Below are 19,641 nucleotides of genomic sequence, written 5' to 3'. Positions count from 1 at the left end.
GGTTGGGTGCATAACTTCGGGCATTATTGACTACATCCTGTTACCGAAAAAGCCTTCTATACGAAGGCTAGCTTCGCCCTCTTGTGGCTGCTCATTACGTTAATTTTGTATCAAAAAGTGCCGACCGCTTTAATCAACGTTAATCTACGGTACGGTTGACAGACGACCAGGTGTTCACATCATTGCCAGGCCGGGTTAGTTTCGACACCTCAAATGCCTGATTCGCCCCCTTAAATCCGTCATTCGACATCTTTTTTTCGTACTCCATCGTTGGTTGGCAACATTCGTCATGTTGTCCAGTCGGTTAGCCCGTGACCTGTTGTTCACGTAGAATGGCTGGAGAATGCTTTTGAATTCATGTATCAACGTTATAGTCTTTAACCGATTAAGGTCATGCCTTTTTATTTTTATGCCTACTACCCGAATCCCAAAGTAACGCTTCATCGGGGGGAATGCCGTTTTTGTAAACAGGGGAAAGGTATGCAGCCCGGCAAACTTGGCTACATAACCGGTCGATGGCGGGGCGGGTACCTAAGCCTTGAACTTGCCCTTGAAGCTGCTCAGAGTATTGGTCAGGGCTTGGGCGTAGAACCAACGTACTGTCAGCGTTGCCGACCAGAGACGGCAATACTTTCAGATCCTATTATCAGTGACTCAGCTTCGAGTGCTCACTCCCGCAGTCAAATCAAACGGCCGGGTGGAAAGACACTATAAGCCTGGTACTTAATTTTTTTGGCGTCCTCAGCTTTGGCCATACCGAAACGTACTGCGTTCGGTATGGCCTTTTTTACTTACGAAGCCCCAAAAATATCTACTGAATATGGTAATTTTTTTAAGTATAAATACCAATAAATTTTACATGCAATTATTCAGTAATTATACTTAAAAAAATAACTTTTTTGTAAATTATATTTTACAATATGATCCATAATAACAGGCAATTTTTTCCAAAAAAAACATAATTGTGAATATTAAAAACCAATTATATTCATCAATTATTTTATTGATATTTTATATAATTTTATCAACATAATTTTAGTTGTAACCTATTAATAATCAGCAATTTAATTCGGATTTAATTTCACTATTTTATTTTTTATATTTTTTAATCTATAAGCCCAAAAAAGTATTAGTACTATTCCATTTTGAAATATTATTTCTGGCATATAATATTGACGCGTTCAGTCAATTTTTTTAACCAACCTAATTTTCATGAAAGCAACGTTCTACAGATTTCTGCAGGCCGCTTTTTTGGGTGCAGCAATACTGCTATGGAGTCTAAGTGCTTCTGCCCAGGACCGTCGTTTGACGGGAACAGTTTCAGGTAGCGATGGCCCCGTTCCGGGCGCCAACATTGTACTAAAAGGAACCCAGACGGGAACCTCCTCCGACGCCAGTGGTAATTTCTCGCTCAACGTCCGTGGCGCTGATCCTACCCTGGTGATTTCGGCCATCGGGTTTAAAACTCAGGAAATTGCTGTCGGTAATCGTTCGTCGATTGAGATCAAACTCGAAGATGATGCCACTGCCCTGAGTGAAGTGGTTGTGACGGGGTATTCCACAGAAAACCGTCGCGACGTAACCGGAGCTGTTGCCACCGTCAAACCGGCCCAGCTGAAAGTGGTTCCCTCGACCAACGTTGAGCAGCAACTGCAGGGGCGTGTTTCGGGCGTAACGGTTATTACCAACGGTCAGCCCGGAACCAGTAGCCAGGTTCGGGTGCGGGGGTTTGGCTCGTTTGGGGGTAATCAGCCTCTCTATGTTGTGGATGGGGTACCTACCCAAACCACATCCTTTATTTCACCAGACGACATCGAAACGACCACTGTACTGAAAGATGCGGCTGCTGCTTCGATCTATGGGGCTCGGGCAGCTTCTGGCGTTATTGTCATCACCACGAAGCAGGGGAAACGGCGGCAACAGAAACTCAGCGTCAGCTATGATGGGCTTTACGGAGTAACCGACCCGGGTCATGGCTACAAAATTTTGAACCCGCAGGAGCAGGCCGATTGGGCGTGGCAGGCACGTAAGAATGATCTGTATCAGGCCGGTACGCCTATTGGCCCGGACAGTTTCACGGGTATTGCCAGCAATCAGTACGGTACGGGGCCAACTCCCGTACTGCCTGATTATCTGTTGGTCGGCAATCGGGCGGGCCTATCAGCTTCCCAGGTTGATCTGGCAGCCGAAGCTCTGAAATACAATGTGAACCCGGCTAATGGCGCGATCTACAACGTAATTCCGGCCAACAAAGCAGGGACCGACTGGTATGGCGCCATTACGCGGGTAGCGCCACTGATGCGTCATAACTTCGGCTTCTCTGGCGGTACGGAATCCAGTCGCTACTACGTTGCTTTAGGCATGCAGCAACAGGCGGGTATCGTTATTTTCAACGACTATACCCGTTATACCTTCCGGACAAATACCGAATTTGACGTAACCAAGAAACTGCGTGTTGGCGAAAATTTCCAGTTGGCTTACATCAAAACAAAAGGCATTTTAGGCGGTGTAGGGAACCAGTTGGGCAATGGTACCAACAATAATGCGTCTTCTTCGTCGGATGAAAACGAAGTTCTGACGGCGTTCCGTACGGCACCAATCATTCCGGTCTATAACTCCTTTGGCGGCTATGCAGGCACAGCGGCTCCTGGCTTCAACAACCCGCACAACGCCGTGGCCGACCGTGCGGCTAATGCCAACAACAGCAACTTCAACATTTTAGGATTTGGTAATGCCTATCTGGAATACGATATACTTCCGTCGCTAACATTCCGGAGCAGCATCGGCGGTACGTACTTTACCAACTACTACAACAGCTACGGCCGGATTCAGTACGAGAACTCGGAGAACAACACAACGTATACCTATAGCGAAGGCGCTGGCTATGGCTTAGCCTGGACCTTTACCAATACGGCTCACTTCAAGCAGAAGTTCGGAATTCATGATGTGGATGCCATCGTTGGTATCGAAGCGTTGAACACAGGCGCAGGACGTAACATTTCCGGCTCGGGTCAGAATCCCTTTTCAACGGACCCCAATTACGTAACCATCAGCACGACAACACCCGGTGCTACACGTCAGGTGAACAGTGGCTATAGCTTAGGAAACCGGTTCTACTCGTTATTTGCTCAGGCTCGCTACATCTACAACGATAAGTATATCGTAACGGGGGTCGTTCGTCGAGATGGTTCGTCTCAATTTGCACCAGCTTTCCGCTTTGGGGTGTTCCCGGCGGCTTCGGTTGCCTGGCGGCTCTCGTCGGAAGAATTCATGAAAAACCTACCCTGGCTGTCGGACCTGAAAATTCGGGGAGGCTACGGATCGATGGGTAACTCCAACTACCTGAATTCGACTAACCAGTACAACCTCTTTGCTTCCGATGCGGGTAATGGATTCGATATCAACAGTACCAACAACTCCATTGCCGCCGGTTTCTACCGGAGTCAGATTGGTAACCCATCGGCCAAGTGGGAAACCAGCATTACGTCCAACATTGGGATTGACGGAGCTTTCTTCAACAACAAACTGGAAGTTGTTCTTGATTTCTGGCGGAAAGACACCAAAGATCTGCTTTACCCGCTGGCTCTTCCAGCCGTGGTGGGTGCGCGAGCCAACGCGCCTTACGTAAACGTAGCGGGTATGCGTAACCAGGGAATTGACCTGCTGGTTACCACCAGAGGAAACATTGCGGGTGACCTGAGCTACGAAGTGACGGGCATTGCCAGCTTCCTGGACAATAAGATTACGGCCATTGCCCCAACAGTGCCTTATTTTACAGGCGGTGGCACGCGGTTGAGTACACCGGTTGTGCGGAACGAGCCAGGTCATGAGCTTTCGTCATTCTACGGCTATAAAGTGATTGGCCTGTTCAATACCAAAGAAGAGGTGGCGGCTGCACCCACGCAGGATGGCGCGGCACCAGGTCGTTTCCGGTTCCAGGATACAAACGGAGATAACAAGATCAATGACGATGACCGGACATATCTGGGAAGCCCAATTCCAAAAGTAACCGGCAGTATTACGCTGACGCTGAAGTACAAAGGGTTTGATTTGAACACGAACGTTTATGCGTCGCTGGGCAACCAGATCTTCAACAACCAGCGCTGGTTCACGGATTTCTACCAGTCGTTTACGGGTGGAGCGGTGAGTGCTCGGGTTAAAGATTCCTGGCTGCCAACGCATACCAACACGACCATCCCCATCTACGAATCGGCGTCAAACTTTAGCACCCAGACGCAGACCATCTCGTATTACGTAGAGAACGGCTCGTATGCCCGGATGCAGTATCTGACGCTTGGTTACACGTTCCCGGCTGTGGTTCTTAACAAGATCAACCTGAACCGGCTCCGGTTATCGCTCTCAGCTACGAACCTGTTTACCATCACGAAGTATACAGGCTTAGACCCAGCGGTTGGTGGATCGGCTGATACAAACTTTGGTATCGACATCGGCAACTACCCGATTCAACGTGGCTATAACGTCGGTTTAAGCTTCGGTTTTTAAACGACCCTATCGACCGACGGACATGCTCGGGCGGTTTTCAACAATCTCAATTTCCGCTAATAAATTAGGAATTGCACCATGAAAAAACCAGTTATAAACAGCGTAGTCATAACGGCGATGTTTACGCTCATTACCTTCGCCTGTCAGAAAAGTTTTCTGGAAACACCCCCCACGGGAGCCTCATCCAGTTCGCAGTTAACCAACCGCGCGGGGCTGGATGGGCTATTGGTGTCAGCCTATGCCGAATTAAACGGCCGGGGCTATGACCAGGCTGCCGCTTCCCTCGACTGGACACGGGGCAGTATTTCGGGCGGTGAAGCAAACAAAGGCTCCAACTCCGGCGATTTTAATGCCTTGACGCCCTTCCAGACGTACCTGATGATTCCGACCAATGCTGAGCTTAACCAGAAATGGTCGGCGCTGTACGAAGGCATCAGCCGGTGCAACATGGTTCTTCGGATGCTGCCATTAGCTACGTCAGACGTAACGGATGCAGACAAGGCCCGCATTACCGGCGAAGCCCGTTTCCTGAGAGGTCATTACTATTTCTGGCTCAAGCGTTTATTCAACAAAGCACCCTACGTCGACGAAACGGTTGATTATAGTACAGGCGTTGACAAAGTGAAAAATGATGCGGACTTATGGCCCAAAATTGAGGCCGATTTTAAGTTTGCCATGGACAATCTGCCCGGTACGCAAAGTGCTTCGGGACGAGCAAATAAATGGGCGGCTGCTTCTTATCTGGCGAAAACGTATCTGTATCAGAAGAAATATACCGATGCAAAAACTTTGTTCGATCAGGTAATCGCCAGCGGCACGACCCCGAACGGTACCAAATATGCGCTGGTAGCGAATTATACCGATATTTTCAATGCCGCAACGGAAACGAATTCAGAGTCCGTTTTTGCTGATCAGGCAGCCGCAAATACCGGTAGCTCGGATAACGCAAACCCTAACCTGAACCTGAATTTCCCATATAATACGGGATCGAACGGACCGGCAGGTTGCTGCGGATTCTTTGCGCCCAGTTTCGAACTGGCCAACTCGTTTCGCACCTCAGCCAGTGGGCTGCCCTTACTGGATGGCTCCTACAACACAGGCGCGAATCAGTTAAAAACGGATCAGGGGATTGCCTCAAGCGCTGCTTTCACGCCAGATGCTAACCCGGTTGATCCTCGCCTGGACTGGTCGATTGGCCGTCGGGGGATTCCGTATCTGGATTGGCAGGTTCACCCCGGTCAGGACTGGATTCGGGATCAGGGTTTTGCCGGCCCTTATTCGCCGAAGAAGTTTATTTTCTACAAATCGCAGGACAAAGTGCTGACCGATGGTAGCTCCTGGACTGACGGTTACCCAGCCATGAACGTCAATTTTATCCGCTTCGCCGACGTATTACTGATGGCGGCTGAGTGCGAGATTGAGGCCGGGAGTCTGGAAAAAGCACGTGAATACGTAAACATGGTTCGGACACGCGCGGCCAATTCTGCAAATTGGGTGAAAACAGCATCGGGTACCAATGCAGCAAATTACGTGATCAGTAATTATACAACTGCCTGGACAGACAAAACCACCGCCACTACAGCCGTTCGGTTTGAACGCAAACTGGAGCTATCGGGCGAGGGTCACCGGTTTTTCGATCTGGTTCGGTGGGGTATAGCTGCCCAAACGCTCAACGATTTTGTTATGTACGAAGGTCAGAAACTACCGGTCGGCTACACGGGGGCTAAGTTTACGGCTGGTAGAGATGAGTATCTGCCCATTCCGCAGACGCAGATTGATTATCAGGGTAAAGACATTCTGGCCCAGAACCCAGGGTATTAATAAACATGATTCGTGTCAGGTGGTGCAGATTGAGAAATCTGCACCACCTGACACGAATCATGTTTATTAAGTCTTTTAGTTAACCAGACCTAAAAAAGAAAAAGCGACTCAACGTTTATTAATTAAGTCAGCATGGTCCAGGCGATTTGTTTATTGCCTGGACCATGTTATTTACCAACCCTCCGGCTCCGTAACGGGAACGTTTCCGTACGTATTCCGACAGTCGCCCGGTGGTATGAGCTGACTGGCAATAAAGCTGGTCAGTGCTCCGTAAAAAGAAGCGCTATACGTCTGCTGGCGGAACCGCTTGCGCGTAAGGGACGTAACAGCGAAATAGCCACGGGCTACATCCGCTGTATTGCTGACGTTTGTTACGTTACCAACCACAGGCGCTGGTAGCGGGTCGAAGATGCTGCCCGTACGAGCGTTTTGTTGCTGATAAAGTTTTAGAAACTGGTAATTAGCCTGCGTTATACCGTACTGCAATACTTCCATCAGTTGCGGACCCAGATTGTAAACTGGAACCTGCAACACAGCTCGGTTCCGAATGGCATTTCCATTTATATCCTCATCGCTGTATATATTCACAAGGTCGTTCGTCACCGTTGTCCAGCAGCGATAATTGCACATATTTGGATTACCCAGGCTACACGGTACGCCTACAGAAAGACGGGTTGTTATCCCGTAAGCTGTCCAGCGGTAATAATTTTTCTCACCAGCCGGATCTAGCGTATTAACCCCGTATTCAACGACAAATGGCTTTGTCAGACTAGGACTTTGCTGTACTACTGCCGAAACACTATCAATAGCTGGTACATCGGGCATGGTTTCTGGTTTCGATGCGTACCGCTTACCGTCTGCCAGCGCGATCGACAAACTATACGTCCGGCCAATCTGCCCCCGAAAGGTCGTATCCGTTGTTTGATAAATACCCTGTCCAAGCGATACGAATCGGGCCGATCTCCCCTGATCGTCACCAACAACAACCTGGGCACTCTCTACGTATTGATTAGCCGGGTTTTGCCCATCGGCACCGCTATATTTTCCGGTATACGTCAATCGAACACTATATGGGGGCGCTTCATTGGTAATCTGACCTTCAACTACCAAACGGGGTTCTTCGGTACGTACAGGCAGTTGAACCTGATCAATACAGGCCGCCAACGCAAGAAGAGTGAGGGTATAAACTATAAACTGACGCATTAAAAATAAAAATTATAGGCTATAGACGGAATCATGGTGCCAAAGACAGAGAGCCGGTAGGATTCTGTTCGCTGATTATAACGCGTGAAATAGATGGAGTACGGATTCTTGTGCGCGTAGACGTTGTAAATACCCAGCGTCCAGATTCCGTATCGCTTTTGTGCTTTATTAAAACGGGTATCTTTCGAGAAAGCCACATCCAGCCGGTGGTAATCAGGAATACGGTCGGCGTTACGTTGGGAATAATCCTGCACGGGTTCGTTATTGTACGTGTACTGCCCATCAGGGTACGTTGCCGGAACGCCCGTGTAGTACACAAAATTGGTTGAGAACACCCAGTTGTGCGACATATTCCAGCGAGCCTGTATATTGAGTGTATGGGGCCGGTCAATATAGGCGGGATAGTATTTGCCCTCGTTGATACGTAGTTCATCGAATGGCGTCTGCACAGCAATCAGCGAGCGAGCGTAGGTATAATTGAACTGCCCCGTCAAACGTCCCTTGTTTTTGCTGACACCAAATTCAACCCCGTATGCGCGACCGTCTGCCCGCAGGAGGGCCGTTTCAAGTGTCGGATTCAGAATCAGGTTAGCGCCATAACGGTACTCGATCTGATTTTGAAGGCGTTTGTAATACCCTTCAATACTTAGTTCAAACGCATTTTCCTGAAGGTTCTGAAATAAGCCCAGCGATACCTGATCGGCAATTTGAGGAGGAACGTACTGATCGCTCAGTTTCCAGAAATCCAGGGGTGTAATTGCGGTTGTGTTCGAAATAAGATTGACGTACTGACGCGACCGCCCCGCACTGGCTTTGATAGCCGTATTTTTAGCTACTTGCACCCGTAGCGCCAGTCGGGGTTCAAGACCGCCGTACTGATGGATAACCTGACCGCTGCCGTAACGAACTGAATCAGTAACGGTTTCGGGCGATATGGGTAAATTTTCGGCATACTGATAAACCGTTTGCGGTCCCAAAAACGAATAGGCTGAATACCGTAAACCAGCCATCAACGTAATGGCTGGCGTTAGCTCCCACTCAGTGTTTACATATACGCCTAGCTCCCGGCCCCGTTCCGGCGTAATTCGCCGGGCGTTGATACTTGAATTCTCGCCCGTAGGCTCAACATCACCTGTCTGAATGTTGTAGAGTATGGCATTGACGCCCGCATGAATTTTGTATTTCTGCCGTAGCGTATAATACACATCGGCTTTGCCTTCACGCTGTTCGATATGCGACGTGAACCGAAACGTCAGACTGGGCTTTATTCCATCGACATTGAGGTGATAACCGCTGTAAAGAGCCGTCAGATTCAGTTGCAGATTGGGGCGAATAAGATAGCTCCAGCGACCGGTCAATACGTCCGATTTCCAGCCATAGAGCGTATCGCCCGGAAACTGAAAACTATCCTGACTGCGGTAAGCCGACAGCGAGATGGTGTTACGTTCATCGGGCGTATAGGTTAGTTTCAGATTCCCGTCGTAGAAAAAGGCCCGGCTGTTTTTAACGCTTTCGGTCGGGAACAAACGTAACAGATAATTGGGGAAGGCAATACGTCCTCCGGCAATAAGGGTTAGCTTTTTCGTAATCGGTCCATCAACGACTGCCCGAACACTCACCGGACTCAGGCCACCCGAAACACGCCAGCCGTCTTTGTTGCCATTACGCGTGCTCATCAACAGAAGCGAGGACACCCGGCCACCATACTGCGCCGAATAGGCGCCTTTATTGAGGCTTACGTCCTGCACCAGATCAGGATTTATGTTGGTGTAAAAACCGAGCAGGTGCGACGTATTAAACAAAGGAGCTCCATCGACCAGTACCAGGTTCTGATCAGCGCGGCCTCCCCGTACGTTGAAGCCGCCTGCCCCCTCACCCGCTGTAGTCACCCCTGCCTGAAGGGCGAGCGCCTTCAGAATATCCGGCTCACCGAGTACAACAGGCATCCGTTTAAGTTCGGGCATGCTCAGCTGAATCTCGCCCATCTGAACCGATTTGATGTTTTTGTCCTCACGGGCGGCTCGTACGTCCACTTCTTCCAGATCCGTAGAGCGGGGCTGGAGAAAATACTCAACCCGTTTGGCGAAGTTCAGCGTAACGGTCTCGCGCCCTCGAAAGTACCCCAACGCCGAGACGTACATGGTCAGAACACCGGGTGGGTGATTCAGGGAAATAAGCCCGGTGCTATCGGCCCGAGCGCCCATCTTAGTCTCGGCAATAAGCAAACTGGCCCCCGGAATCGGCTTTTTGGTGACACCATCACGTACCAAAACACTCAATCGAAGACGTTGCTGGGCCAGTACAGATGAGGAAAACGCATAAGAAGTGAAAAGAAAAAGTACCAATAGCCGTAGCTTCATAATGTCAAGTAATGGAATAGTCTATTAATTGAACCGTAAGGTACAAAAACAAAAAAGCCCGGATGTTACGTCCGGGCTTTTTTTAATGTGTATCAGACATCTATACCAGCTAAATTCTACAAAAGCCGCCGGTTAGTTTGTTTTTGCTGTTGTTTTCATAGATACTGTGTTGCTCGTGGTGTCCCATGTTCCCCGTGGTGTCAGGCTCTTAAAAACCGACACAAACAGGTTTCTCAAAACCTATGTGTCAGGTTTGAGAACCTGACACCACAAAGGCTACAGGAAACCGATTTACGGCAGAACCGCTATTTTGCCCTGTGTTTTTCCGGTTTCAATTTGCAGATGTGCCTGCCCCATCTGATCGAAAGCAAAGGTTTGCGATACATGAGCTTTAACCGTGCCCTTTTCCAATAGATCGGCCAGTTTTTTCATGTCTTCGCCACTGGAATGTACCATGATCGGATAGCCATTGGCACCTTTGGCTTCGGCTTTTTCCTTTACGGCTTCGTTACGGCCAGATGGAATACTGATGATCGTTCCGCCGGGTTTTAGTACGTCCAGCGACTCGTCGATCGTATCGCCACCAATGGCGTCCAGTACAAAGTCGATGGCGTGCGTGGCTTCCGCCAAGGTTTGAGCTTTATAGTCGATGTGTTCATCGGCTCCTAACGACAGAACGAATTCCCTGTTGGCCGCAGACGACGTACCGATCACGTAAGCACCCAACTGTTTGGCTATCTGCACCGCAAAATGCCCTACTCCACCGGCAGCCGCATGGACCAATACCCGCTGGCCCGCCTGCACGCCAGCATGGGATACAATGGCCTGCCAGGCCGTGAGTGCAGCCAGACTTGCCGCAGCAGCCTCGGTATGAGAAATAGATGCGGGCTTCAATCCCAGATGGCTTGCGGGAGACACTACGTATTCGGCATAGGCTTTCCCATGTCCTGGAAAATTAACCATACCAAACACCTCGTCGCCGATGGAGAACAGCGGTGATTTTGACTCCGTAACGATCCCCGAAATATCCCATCCCAGAATAATTGGTTTTTCGTCTTTCAATCGACCGGACGCCCCTTTACCGGCACGTGTTTTTACATCTACCGGATTAATACTGATGGCTTTCACCTGTACCAATACGTCGTTTTCGGCCGGAACAGGGGTTGGTAATTCGGTCATGATAAGGTGTTCAACCCCGCCAAAACCGTCAAGGATAATTGCTTTCATGAGTTTACTGCGGTCTGCACCGCACGTTCAAAAAATATAAAGGCATGAGCCCAACCGCTTTTCGCAAGACGATCCGGCAAACCTCAGAGAATCTGATTTGACAGGTAACCGTTTCAATAAACGGAAGCAACAGGAATCTGCTCAGCCTTGGCAAATGCGGATTTGTAGCCAGCTTCAATTTGTTTCAGCTCAGCGCTGGACCCTTGTTTTTTCAGCGCGTTGTAAAGTCCAACCAATGACCAGCCGTTCCGTGGATTATGAACCAGATCCTGACGGTACACCTCCTCAGCTTCTTTCCATTTACTCATCTTCAGCAAATAAGCTCCTAAAAACTGCCGGGCAGGTAGTGGCCAGTCGGCAGGCTCCGTATACACCAGTTGATCTTCAATAGCAATGGCTTTCTGGAGATTCGCTACAGCCTGGTCCTGTTTTTTATCAGCGAAAAGAATGGAAGCGTTCAAAATATAATCAGCAATTTGGGCAACCGGCAACTGGGCATTGAACGGAATACGCCGTTTTTCAAGAATTGGGTCCTTTAATCGGTCGCGAAGCAGTTGAAGTTCTTTTTGCGCTTCCGTTGTCTTTCCAGTGCCCACTAAGGCCATACCTCTTGAAAAATGGTCCAGCAATGACGCATACGCCCAGTCGTCATTCGGTTTTTCCGTTGCCAGTACTTCATTCCATTTTCCAAGTCTAACCAGGGTTAGCGACGGAAGCATATACAGGTACTGGTCATACGAATTCGCAGCTACCGGCGCCACCGATTTCCGGCAACGTAACGCGTCGCGCAGACCGGTTTCGTACATTCCTCCTGTCAGGGCGCAGTACGTTTGCACCGCGAAATAGTGGGGTGAATGTTTCATCAAGCCCAGATGTGCCACGAGTGAATCATAGTGCAGCAGGTTGTCGTCTGCCTTATCATTGACGGCTACCCCCTGCGGAAAAAGACCATTACGCTGGTATTCATGACTCGACATGTGTACCATATGTGCCACACCGGGAAGCAGGGTTTTGAGTTTATCTGCATTGGGCAAAGCCACTTCCGGATGTTTGGACGCTTCGGTCAGGTGGATGTGATAGTGAAGGGCGGCCGGATGGTTGGGCTGCGCTTTAAGTACACTTTCGCTGATTTCGACAACCTCAGGAGTCCAGGCTTTAGGCGTACCGTCGCTATTCCAGAAATCCCAGGCATGCATCAACATAACGGCATCGACATACAGCATTTTAATATCCGGATCGTCAAATTCAGCCAGTAGTTCGCGGGTTGCTGATGCATACGCCTGATTGAGTTTTTTCCGTTCTGCATCGGCAGGATCAGAAGAATACCGGGCGTTCATGGCTTGTATCATTCTTTTTTCCTTCGGACTGGCAGAAGAAATCGCTTTGTTCATACTTGCCAGAATGACGGCCATATCGGCAGGAACCTTGTACGTATGAGCCGCATTGTAATACGGTCCACCTGCCAGCGCCTGCCCCCACCAGGCCATTGCACAGCTAGAATCAATACGGGCCGCTTCTTTAAACGAAGCCATGGACTCCTTCATGTGATAGCTGTAATACATGGTCAGACCCTGATCGAAATAAAACTGAGCACTGTCTTTAGCCGTAGAAACCTTGTACGAGTAATTCCCCCAACCAGGCAGCGGAATCATAAACTTCCCATTTTCCATCGGTTTTACATAAGCCTCAGCGTCAGCTCCGCATAGTACGATGTCGGCGTTTTTTTCCGCAATGGGGTGAATGAAGTCAGAAACAGATAGGATCGCGAAAAGAAACGGTACGATCAAAATCAGCAGAACGTTTTTCATATCCGTATTTTTTATAAGGAGTTGGCTCAGTGTTAGTGTATTAGTTTTAGGCGTTGTCAGCGATGGCGTTTAACAGTCGAAGACGAAGACGAATGCCATTACTCTAAGTAATGGCATTCGTCTTCGTCTTCGACTGTTAAACGTTGTTAGTGATGAGGCTTATTTGCATCAGCCGGTACGTTCGATTAATAGGGTTTTATGCCCTATAGCCATTTATTAAAGGTAAAAAATTATCGTTTCTTTCCGACAAAGAACCTTTCAAACGGTAAACCGACCAAAGCGGCCCTAATTCGCCCAGCCCGATCGATTCGTCAGTGATACGTACAGGTCTGGTTTGAATTACGTAACTTTGTTTCATGAAAAAGACGGAGACAATCGAGGACTTCTATCAGCAAAAATTTAACTGGCTCCCGCAAAACCTGCATCAGGATATGATGCGCTTCAATGTGTTTCGGCTCGAAGACTGCCTGAAAGCTGATGCAGCCCCGATGCAGTACAGCCGCCGGGATTTTTATAAAATCAGTCTGATTCGCGGACGTAACGCCTATCATTACGCTGACAAGAGCATCGAAATTGCCGGCGCTACGCTTATCTTTTTCAATCCACACGTTCCCTATACCTGGTCTTCTCTTTCTGACGACAAAACCGGATTCTTCTGTATTTTTAAGGATGGCTTCTTCAACGAGCGTATGCGGGGCGGCTTGAATGAACTGCCGATGTTTATGCCAGGCGGCAAACCCGCTTATCCGCTAAGCCCACAGCAGGACGAACAGGTAAGCCAGTTGTTTGAGAAAATGCTGGACGAAATCAGTTCTGATTACCGCTACAAGTACGATCTGATCCAGAGTTACGTAACAGAGCTGATTCATTACGCGCTGAAAATGGAGCCGTCGGAAACCCTCTATCAACACGCAGATGCCAAATCGCGGATAACGGCAGTTTTCACTGAACTTCTGGAACGACAGTTTCCTATTGAATCGCCCAGTCAGCGCTTTTCGTTGCGATCCGCCAAGGATTTTGCCGAACAATTGGCGGTACATGTCAACCACCTGAACCGTTCTATCCGCGAAACAACCGGCAAAACGACGACCGACCACATTGCCGAACGGCTGCTTAGCGAGGCCATAGCGCTTCTCAAACATACAGACTGGAACATTGCCCAGATTAGTTACAGCCTCGGATTCGAAGAACCAGCGCATTTCAATAATTTTTTCAAGAAACAAACCCAACAAACCCCGTCCTCCTATCGGATTGTTTGAATTTTGCAATCATCCGTTTGACCAGCGCAACCTACCCAACTACGTATCCCACTACTTTTGTCGTACTAAAACGAACAGACGTATGGACGCAAATAAAGTATGGTTTATTACCGGAGCCTCAAAAGGACTTGGTCTTTCACTGGTTAAACAATTACTGGCAGCTGGCTATAAAGTAGCCGCCACCTCCCGAAATATCGACGACCTGCACCGGGCAGTAGGCCCTGTGGATGACTTTCTGCCACTGGCCGTTGATCTGAAGACAGAAAGCAGTGTAGCAGCGGCAATAACAGGCACCATCGAGCAGTTTGGCCAAATTGACGTAGTTGTCAACAATGCGGGGTATGGCCTGCTGGGCAGCCTTGAAGAACTGACGGATGAGGAAGCGCGCGAGAATTTTGACGTCAATGTATTTGGCACCCTGAACGTCATTCGTCAGGTTATGCCACACCTCCGGCGCCAGCAATCCGGGCATATTTTCAATATTTCATCAATTGCCGGGTTTTCGGGTAGTTTTCCCGGCTGGGGAATTTACTGCGCGACCAAATTTGCGGTCGAAGGTTTTTCGGAATCGCTGGCCAATGAAGTGAGCGATTTTGGTGTCAACGTGACCATTGTTGAGCCGGGTTATTTCCGAACGGAATTTCTGACAGCCAACTCACTAACGGTTCCAAGGCATCAGATCGACGCCTACGAAGCTGTCAGGCAGTCGCAGACTGTGCACCAGCAGGCAATAAACGGCAATCAACAGGGTGATCCGGAGAAAGCCGTAGCCGCTATTATTCAGGTGGCGTCTGCGCCAAATCCACCCCTCCATCTGTTTTTAGGGCAGGATGCTTACGACATGGCTTACGCCAAAATGAACGCTATACAAACAGATCTGGAAACGTGGAAATCATTGACCGTTTCAACTGGTTTTGACATGCAGCCCGCCTGACGAGCGAACTAAATCCCTACAAAAAACAACGCCCACGTTTCTGCAGAAACGTGGGCGTTGAGCTATAAAATCTACCTGGTTTATTTTCAGAGACGTATTATCTCACCAGTTCGTGATCAGGCTGGCTCCAGTTCGCGCTCGGTTTTTTTGGAACGGGAACGATCCGATGGGTTCAAGCGCATCAGAATACGCTTTTTAATACGCATCCAGCGCTCATAAAGCGTAGATTCTTTCAGGAAATTCCACTTTTCCTTTTTCTCTTCTTTTCTGTGCTCCTCCGGATCATACAGCATACCCGTACACAGGCAGTGCTTCCGATTTGTGCGTGTCAGAATATCGAAGTTGGTGCAGGTCTGGCAGCCTTTCCAGAAAGCCTCATCGCCCGGCAATTCACTAAGCGTTACCGGCTGATACCCCAGGTCCGAGTTGATTTTCATAACGGCCAGACTGGTAGTAATCCCAATGATCTTCGCCGTCGGAAACATCGTCCGCGATAATTCAAAAGCCTTGGCTTTGATATGCGTAGCGATACCGCTTTTTCGGTAATCAGGGTGGACAATCAGACCGGAGTTGGCCACGAATTTACCGTGGTCCCACGTTTCTATATAGCAGAAGCCAACCCATTCATCGGCCAGCGTTGTGGCGACAATGGCTTTGCCTTCCAGCATCTTCTCCATAATATAAATGGGCGAACGCTTGGCAATACCGGTTCCCCGGGCTTTGGCGCTCTCTTCCATTTCACGGCAGATGGTTTCAGCCAGCCGCAGATGATTCTCATTGGCTACCTGAATAATATATTGATCGTTAACTATTTCTGGGGTGATCATTGTCGTTTATTGGGCGGTTGTAAAGCCGCAAATACGGAGACAGCGTAATCCGTGCTGGTTTGTTGTGAAAAATGAACGAGAAAAAATGCGGAAACGTCTACCACATAGGCAAACAAAAAGAGATAGTCCTTTCGGACCTAAACCGAAATGGCGTAGTATGGAAGAAAGTCGGTATGTAAACGAGCTTTGCCATTGGTTTTTGTGAAAACGCGAACAATGTTAGAGAGATTATCCGGGTCTTGCAATACCATAACGGTTTTTTTTCAGGATAGTTCGTTAGTGGTCAAAACATAATTATTAATCAGGAAGTCCTATACGTCTGCACAGTTTGCTAAGCGGCTCTGTGACTGGATTCTATCTGACGTATGGCTGCTTCTACTTTTCCTCCTGTTTATCCACTTACCCTTAGTCGAAGTCAGCCCTTACGGTACGTTGTCTTTTTTTATTTATACGTAATGCAGGGTCTGCCATCCGGATTCGCGCTGACGGCCCTGACAAATTACCTGACCGCTGAAGGCGTAAACCCGGCTGCTATCGGTTCATTCACGGCCATCGTCGGGCTACCCTGGGCTTTTCAGTTTGTTTGGGGACCAATTATTGACCGATATCAGCAATCGGCCATGGGTCGCCGAAAACCCTGGGTAATTGGCGCGCAGTTCATGGCTTTTCTGGCGTCGCTGGGTATTTTGTTTGTGCATAACCCCGTTGGACAGATCACTACGTTGGCGTGGTTTTTTTTCGGTCATAGCATTTGTGCATCTATTCAGGATGCCAGTGTGGATGCAATGGCCATCAGCACTATTCCCGAAAATGAGCGAGGACGGGTCAATGCCTTCATGCGCGCTGGCTTTCTGATCGGTATCGGAGTAGGGGCCGCTGTCTTTTCCCAGCTTCTACGTTCATACGGCTTCTTCACCGCAGCCCTGATCCAGTCGCTGAGTTTACTGACATTAACCCTCCTGACATGTTTCATCCGCGAACGCTCTGGCGACCGTCTACTACCTTCCTTCGGCCGCCAAACGCCCAAAACCCTAGTAATTACCGCTCAAAAAACGGACCCGGCAGAGCCTGATTTTCGATGGTTGTTCACCGAGTTATTTCGCGGTTTGTTTTCCCGACAAAGCCTGTTACTGTTCGGTTCTATAGTTATGGCCTATTTCAGCATCAGCCTGTTTCTACGGGCTTACAATTACCACCTGATTCAGGAACTTGGCTGGGCTGATACGTCGGTGTCCTTATTGACCGGTACGTATGGCATGATCGTAGCAACGGCCGTGGCTCTTGCGGGAGGGTTCGTGGCCGACCGGATTGGCCCACGTCGGCTGCTGATCATGGTAATGAGTGTGATCGTGGTATACCTGCTTACATTCAACAGTCTGTCTGCTTTATGGATTCATCGGCAGATGGCACAGACAGGACTGGTGGTGCTTTATTTTATGGACCCCAGCATCAGTGTATCCGCCATGCCTGTACTGATGGCGCTCTGCCGGAAGGGGGTCGAAGGCTCTCAATTTACAACCTACATGGCTTTTGTTAATCTGTCGGACATTGCCGGCTCGTTCGTAGCAGGTCATGCGTTGAGCTACGTCCAGGCCCCTACCATCGGGTTGCTGGCGGGCGGCTTAGCCATTGTTGCGTTGATCATTACGTTCATTACGCTTCGATATTACCGGACAATACATTCGTAGTTCAGAAGAAGAAATGTAGCTTGCGGTACCTACCGCAAAGCGCATGGATCACCTTCGCAAATCACTCTACCGAATTCTGGAAACCTCGGCGGGAAAACGCCGTGGACTGAGCCTGATCGTAAACCTGTTGCTGATTACCATCATCACGCTGAACGCCATTGCCATTGTGCTGCATACGGTTCCCGAATACAACCGGCGTTTTGCACGGATCTTCTACGATTTTGAACTGTTTTCGGTTGGCTTTTTCACCGTTGAATACCTACTGCGGGTGTGGGTCAGCGTTGAAAATGAGAAATACCACCATCCGTTCTGGGGACGACTGCGGTACGTTTTTTCGACTCCCGCACTCATTGATTTTCTGGCGATTTTCCCGTTCTATTTCTCGCTCTTTGCAACCGATCTGGCCATTGTCAGAATATTGAGGCTGTTCCGAATTTTCCGGTTGTTTCGGATTTCTCGCTACTCACATGCTTTTCGCCTGATTCAGAACGTAGTCGCCGAAAAAAAGGAGGAGCTGATTCTCAGTACGACGCTCGTCATATTCATGTTGATTATCGTGTCGAGTGTGATGTACTATGTCGAACATGCCGCTCAGCCCGATAAATTTTCGAGTATTCCGGCGACCATGTGGTGGGGCGTTACGGCCATGACAACCGTTGGCTACGGCGATATTCATCCCATCACGCCTTTAGGGAAATTTTTAGGCGGCATCTCAGCCATAATGGGTATTGGTCTGTTTGCGCTGCCAACGGGTATTCTGGTTTCCGGATTCAACGAACACATCCGGGTACAGAAGAAATCAAGGTCCATGTATTGTCCGCATTGCGGCAAACCCCTTACCGATCATTGATGTCTAGCGAATAGCCTGTTCAGTCTGGGCATCGAAGAAATGAGCTTTGCCGATGTCCCAGAAAAACGTAACGGGCTCACCGAATCGGACGGAGGCATCGCCGGTTAATTTGGCGACAAAACGCCGACCTTCCACCATAAAATAAGCCAGAATTTCGCTGCCCATGTGCTCCACGGCATCAATCGATAAAGTCGGTTGAGCACAATACAGGCGTTGGGCCCCGATTGGCCGTTCGCGCATGTGTTCGGCCCGAATGCCCAATATCACCTCCCGGTTCTGATACGGTTTTAGTACGTCTCTATGCGTTGATGTTGACAGATCAATCCGAACGGAGCCACGCGTACTTTCAAACCCAATCGTTTTATCCGTACCAGTTATCTGGCCCCACACAAAATTCATAGGTGGTGTGCCGATAAATCCGGCGACGAACAGATTGGCGGGATGGTTATACAGCTCAAGGGGCGTGTCGTACTGCATCACATCGCCGTTACGTAGCACCACAATCCGGTCGCCCAGCGTCATGGCTTCTACCTGATCGTGCGTTACGTAAATCATTGTTGCCTTAAGCTCCCGATGAAGTTTTTGCAGTTCGATACGGGTTTGCCCGCGCAGCTTGGCATCCAGATTACTGAGCGGTTCATCAAACAAAAAAACTTTGGGGTTGCGTACAATGGCCCGTCCAATGGCCACGCGCTGGCGCTGACCGCCCGACATATCTTTGGGCTTGCGGTCGAGCAGGTTTTCGATTTCCAGAATTTTCGCAGCCCGCGTTACCCTTTCCCGAATGTCGTAGTCCGACATATTCCGCAGCTTCAGTCCAAAAGCCATGTTGTCGTACACGTTCATATGCGGGTAGAGTGCATAATTCTGAAACACCATGGCGATGTCTCGATCCTTTGGAGCCAGGTCATTGATACGTTGCCCATCGAGCAGCAGGTCGCCATCAGTAATCTCCTCCAGCCCGGCAATCATCCGCAACAGAGTCGATTTGCCACAACCTGACGGCCCAACCAGCACCACAAATTCGCGGTCCTGCACATCAATCGATACATCCTTAATCACCCTTGGTCCACCCGCATACGCTTTAGCGATGTGACGGAGTACAACTTCAGCCATAATATTTGTATTGGGTTCGGTATTCAGTCTGCTGTTTACCCTGAC

At 49.2% G+C, this 19,641-nt stretch carries 14 protein-coding genes; 7 read left to right on the top strand and 7 right to left on the bottom strand.

What is annotated here, in order from left to right; genetic code table 11:
* Window positions 1–139: 139 nt before the first annotated feature.
* A complete protein-coding gene (locus LN737_RS11090; protein ID WP_405518811.1) occupies window positions 140–268 on the bottom strand; it encodes a hypothetical protein in 129 nt (42 codons plus the stop codon).
* Window positions 269–393: 125 nt separating this feature from the next.
* On the opposite strand from LN737_RS11090, the gene LN737_RS11085 reads away from it, so the two are divergent.
* From LN737_RS11085 to LN737_RS11075, 3 genes are all read left to right on the top strand, one after another.
* Window positions 394–714 (top strand): hypothetical protein, encoded by a 321-nt coding sequence (locus LN737_RS11085; RefSeq protein WP_405518810.1) that lies wholly within the window; start codon window positions 394–396, stop codon window positions 712–714.
* 498 nt (window positions 715–1,212) lie between these two features.
* Window positions 1,213–4,503 (top strand): TonB-dependent receptor, encoded by a 3,291-nt coding sequence (locus LN737_RS11080; RefSeq protein WP_405518808.1) that lies wholly within the window; start codon window positions 1,213–1,215, stop codon window positions 4,501–4,503.
* Between the two features lie 78 nt (window positions 4,504–4,581).
* A complete protein-coding gene (locus tag LN737_RS11075) occupies window positions 4,582–6,324 on the top strand; it encodes a RagB/SusD family nutrient uptake outer membrane protein (RefSeq protein WP_405518806.1) in 1,743 nt (580 codons plus the stop codon).
* Between the two features lie 171 nt (window positions 6,325–6,495).
* Here LN737_RS11075 and LN737_RS11070 read toward each other — a convergent pair whose 3' ends face one another.
* The 4 genes from LN737_RS11070 to LN737_RS11055 form a co-directional block, all read right to left on the bottom strand.
* On the bottom strand, window positions 6,496–7,527 hold the full coding sequence (locus LN737_RS11070; RefSeq protein ID WP_405518805.1) for a DUF4249 domain-containing protein: 1,032 nt from the start codon (window positions 7,525–7,527) through the stop codon (window positions 6,496–6,498).
* Window positions 7,527–9,887 carry a TonB-dependent receptor domain-containing protein gene (locus tag LN737_RS11065; RefSeq protein ID WP_405518803.1) on the bottom strand — a complete coding sequence of 787 codons (2,361 nt, stop codon included), beginning with the start codon at window positions 9,885–9,887 and terminating at the stop codon, window positions 7,527–7,529. Before LN737_RS11065 ends, LN737_RS11070 begins: the two co-directional genes overlap by 1 nt.
* Window positions 9,888–10,178: 291 nt before the next feature.
* Window positions 10,179–11,114, bottom strand: a complete 936-nt coding sequence (locus LN737_RS11060) for an NADP-dependent oxidoreductase (protein ID WP_405518801.1) — start codon at window positions 11,112–11,114, stop codon at window positions 10,179–10,181.
* Between the two features lie 113 nt (window positions 11,115–11,227).
* Entirely contained in the window at window positions 11,228–12,922 is a 1,695-nt protein-coding gene (locus LN737_RS11055; protein ID WP_405518799.1) for a lipopolysaccharide assembly protein LapB, read from the bottom strand.
* Between the two features lie 356 nt (window positions 12,923–13,278).
* On the opposite strand from LN737_RS11055, the gene LN737_RS11050 reads away from it, so the two are divergent.
* On the top strand, window positions 13,279–14,181 hold the full coding sequence (locus LN737_RS11050; RefSeq protein ID WP_405518797.1) for an AraC family transcriptional regulator: 903 nt from the start codon (window positions 13,279–13,281) through the stop codon (window positions 14,179–14,181).
* 82 nt (window positions 14,182–14,263) lie between these two features.
* Window positions 14,264–15,115 carry an oxidoreductase gene (locus tag LN737_RS11045; protein WP_405518795.1) on the top strand — a complete coding sequence of 284 codons (852 nt, stop codon included), beginning with the start codon at window positions 14,264–14,266 and terminating at the stop codon, window positions 15,113–15,115.
* 116 nt (window positions 15,116–15,231) lie between these two features.
* Here LN737_RS11045 and LN737_RS11040 read toward each other — a convergent pair whose 3' ends face one another.
* Window positions 15,232–15,942, bottom strand: a complete 711-nt coding sequence (locus LN737_RS11040; protein ID WP_405518793.1) for a GNAT family N-acetyltransferase — start codon at window positions 15,940–15,942, stop codon at window positions 15,232–15,234.
* 365 nt (window positions 15,943–16,307) lie between these two features.
* Between LN737_RS11040 and LN737_RS11035 the strand changes: the two genes are divergently transcribed.
* Both LN737_RS11035 and LN737_RS11030 read left to right on the top strand, forming a co-directional pair.
* The gene (locus LN737_RS11035) at window positions 16,308–17,630 is read left to right on the top strand and encodes an MFS transporter (protein WP_405518792.1); all 1,323 of its coding nucleotides are present in this window, start codon (window positions 16,308–16,310) and stop codon (window positions 17,628–17,630) included.
* 43 nt (window positions 17,631–17,673) lie between these two features.
* A complete protein-coding gene (locus tag LN737_RS11030) occupies window positions 17,674–18,480 on the top strand; it encodes an ion transporter (protein WP_405518790.1) in 807 nt (268 codons plus the stop codon).
* A 3-nt stretch (window positions 18,481–18,483) separates the two neighbouring features.
* Here LN737_RS11030 and LN737_RS11025 read toward each other — a convergent pair whose 3' ends face one another.
* Window positions 18,484–19,596, bottom strand: coding sequence for an ABC transporter ATP-binding protein (locus tag LN737_RS11025; protein WP_405518789.1), 1,113 nt, complete (start codon window positions 19,594–19,596; stop codon window positions 18,484–18,486).
* Between the last annotated feature and the right edge of the window lie 45 nt (window positions 19,597–19,641).

This window comes from Spirosoma sp. KNUC1025 (assembly GCF_045160025.1).
GTDB lineage: Bacteria > Bacteroidota > Bacteroidia > Cytophagales > Spirosomataceae > Spirosoma.
Note: the sequence above shows the minus strand (reverse complement) of the source record. Positions and strands in the feature narration are given on the sequence as shown.

What these genes read in the sequence shown, in the direction of transcription:
- LN737_RS11090 (WP_405518811.1), bottom strand. Translation starts at nt 268, where the DNA reads ATGGAGTACGAAAAAAAGATGTCGAATGACGGATTTAAGGGGGCGAAT.
- LN737_RS11085 (WP_405518810.1), top strand. Translation starts at nt 394, where the DNA reads ATGCCTTTTTATTTTTATGCCTACTACCCGAATCCCAAAGTAACGCTT.
- LN737_RS11080 (WP_405518808.1), top strand. Translation starts at nt 1,213, where the DNA reads ATGAAAGCAACGTTCTACAGATTTCTGCAGGCCGCTTTTTTGGGTGCA.
- LN737_RS11075 (WP_405518806.1), top strand. Translation starts at nt 4,582, where the DNA reads ATGAAAAAACCAGTTATAAACAGCGTAGTCATAACGGCGATGTTTACG.
- LN737_RS11070 (WP_405518805.1), bottom strand. Translation starts at nt 7,527, where the DNA reads ATGCGTCAGTTTATAGTTTATACCCTCACTCTTCTTGCGTTGGCGGCC.
- LN737_RS11065 (WP_405518803.1), bottom strand. Translation starts at nt 9,887, where the DNA reads ATGAAGCTACGGCTATTGGTACTTTTTCTTTTCACTTCTTATGCGTTT.
- LN737_RS11060 (WP_405518801.1), bottom strand. Translation starts at nt 11,114, where the DNA reads ATGAAAGCAATTATCCTTGACGGTTTTGGCGGGGTTGAACACCTTATC.
- LN737_RS11055 (WP_405518799.1), bottom strand. Translation starts at nt 12,922, where the DNA reads ATGAAAAACGTTCTGCTGATTTTGATCGTACCGTTTCTTTTCGCGATC.
- LN737_RS11050 (WP_405518797.1), top strand. Translation starts at nt 13,279, where the DNA reads ATGAAAAAGACGGAGACAATCGAGGACTTCTATCAGCAAAAATTTAAC.
- LN737_RS11045 (WP_405518795.1), top strand. Translation starts at nt 14,264, where the DNA reads ATGGACGCAAATAAAGTATGGTTTATTACCGGAGCCTCAAAAGGACTT.
- LN737_RS11040 (WP_405518793.1), bottom strand. Translation starts at nt 15,942, where the DNA reads ATGATCACCCCAGAAATAGTTAACGATCAATATATTATTCAGGTAGCC.
- LN737_RS11035 (WP_405518792.1), top strand. Translation starts at nt 16,308, where the DNA reads ATGGCTGCTTCTACTTTTCCTCCTGTTTATCCACTTACCCTTAGTCGA.
- LN737_RS11030 (WP_405518790.1), top strand. Translation starts at nt 17,674, where the DNA reads ATGGATCACCTTCGCAAATCACTCTACCGAATTCTGGAAACCTCGGCG.
- LN737_RS11025 (WP_405518789.1), bottom strand. Translation starts at nt 19,596, where the DNA reads ATGGCTGAAGTTGTACTCCGTCACATCGCTAAAGCGTATGCGGGTGGA.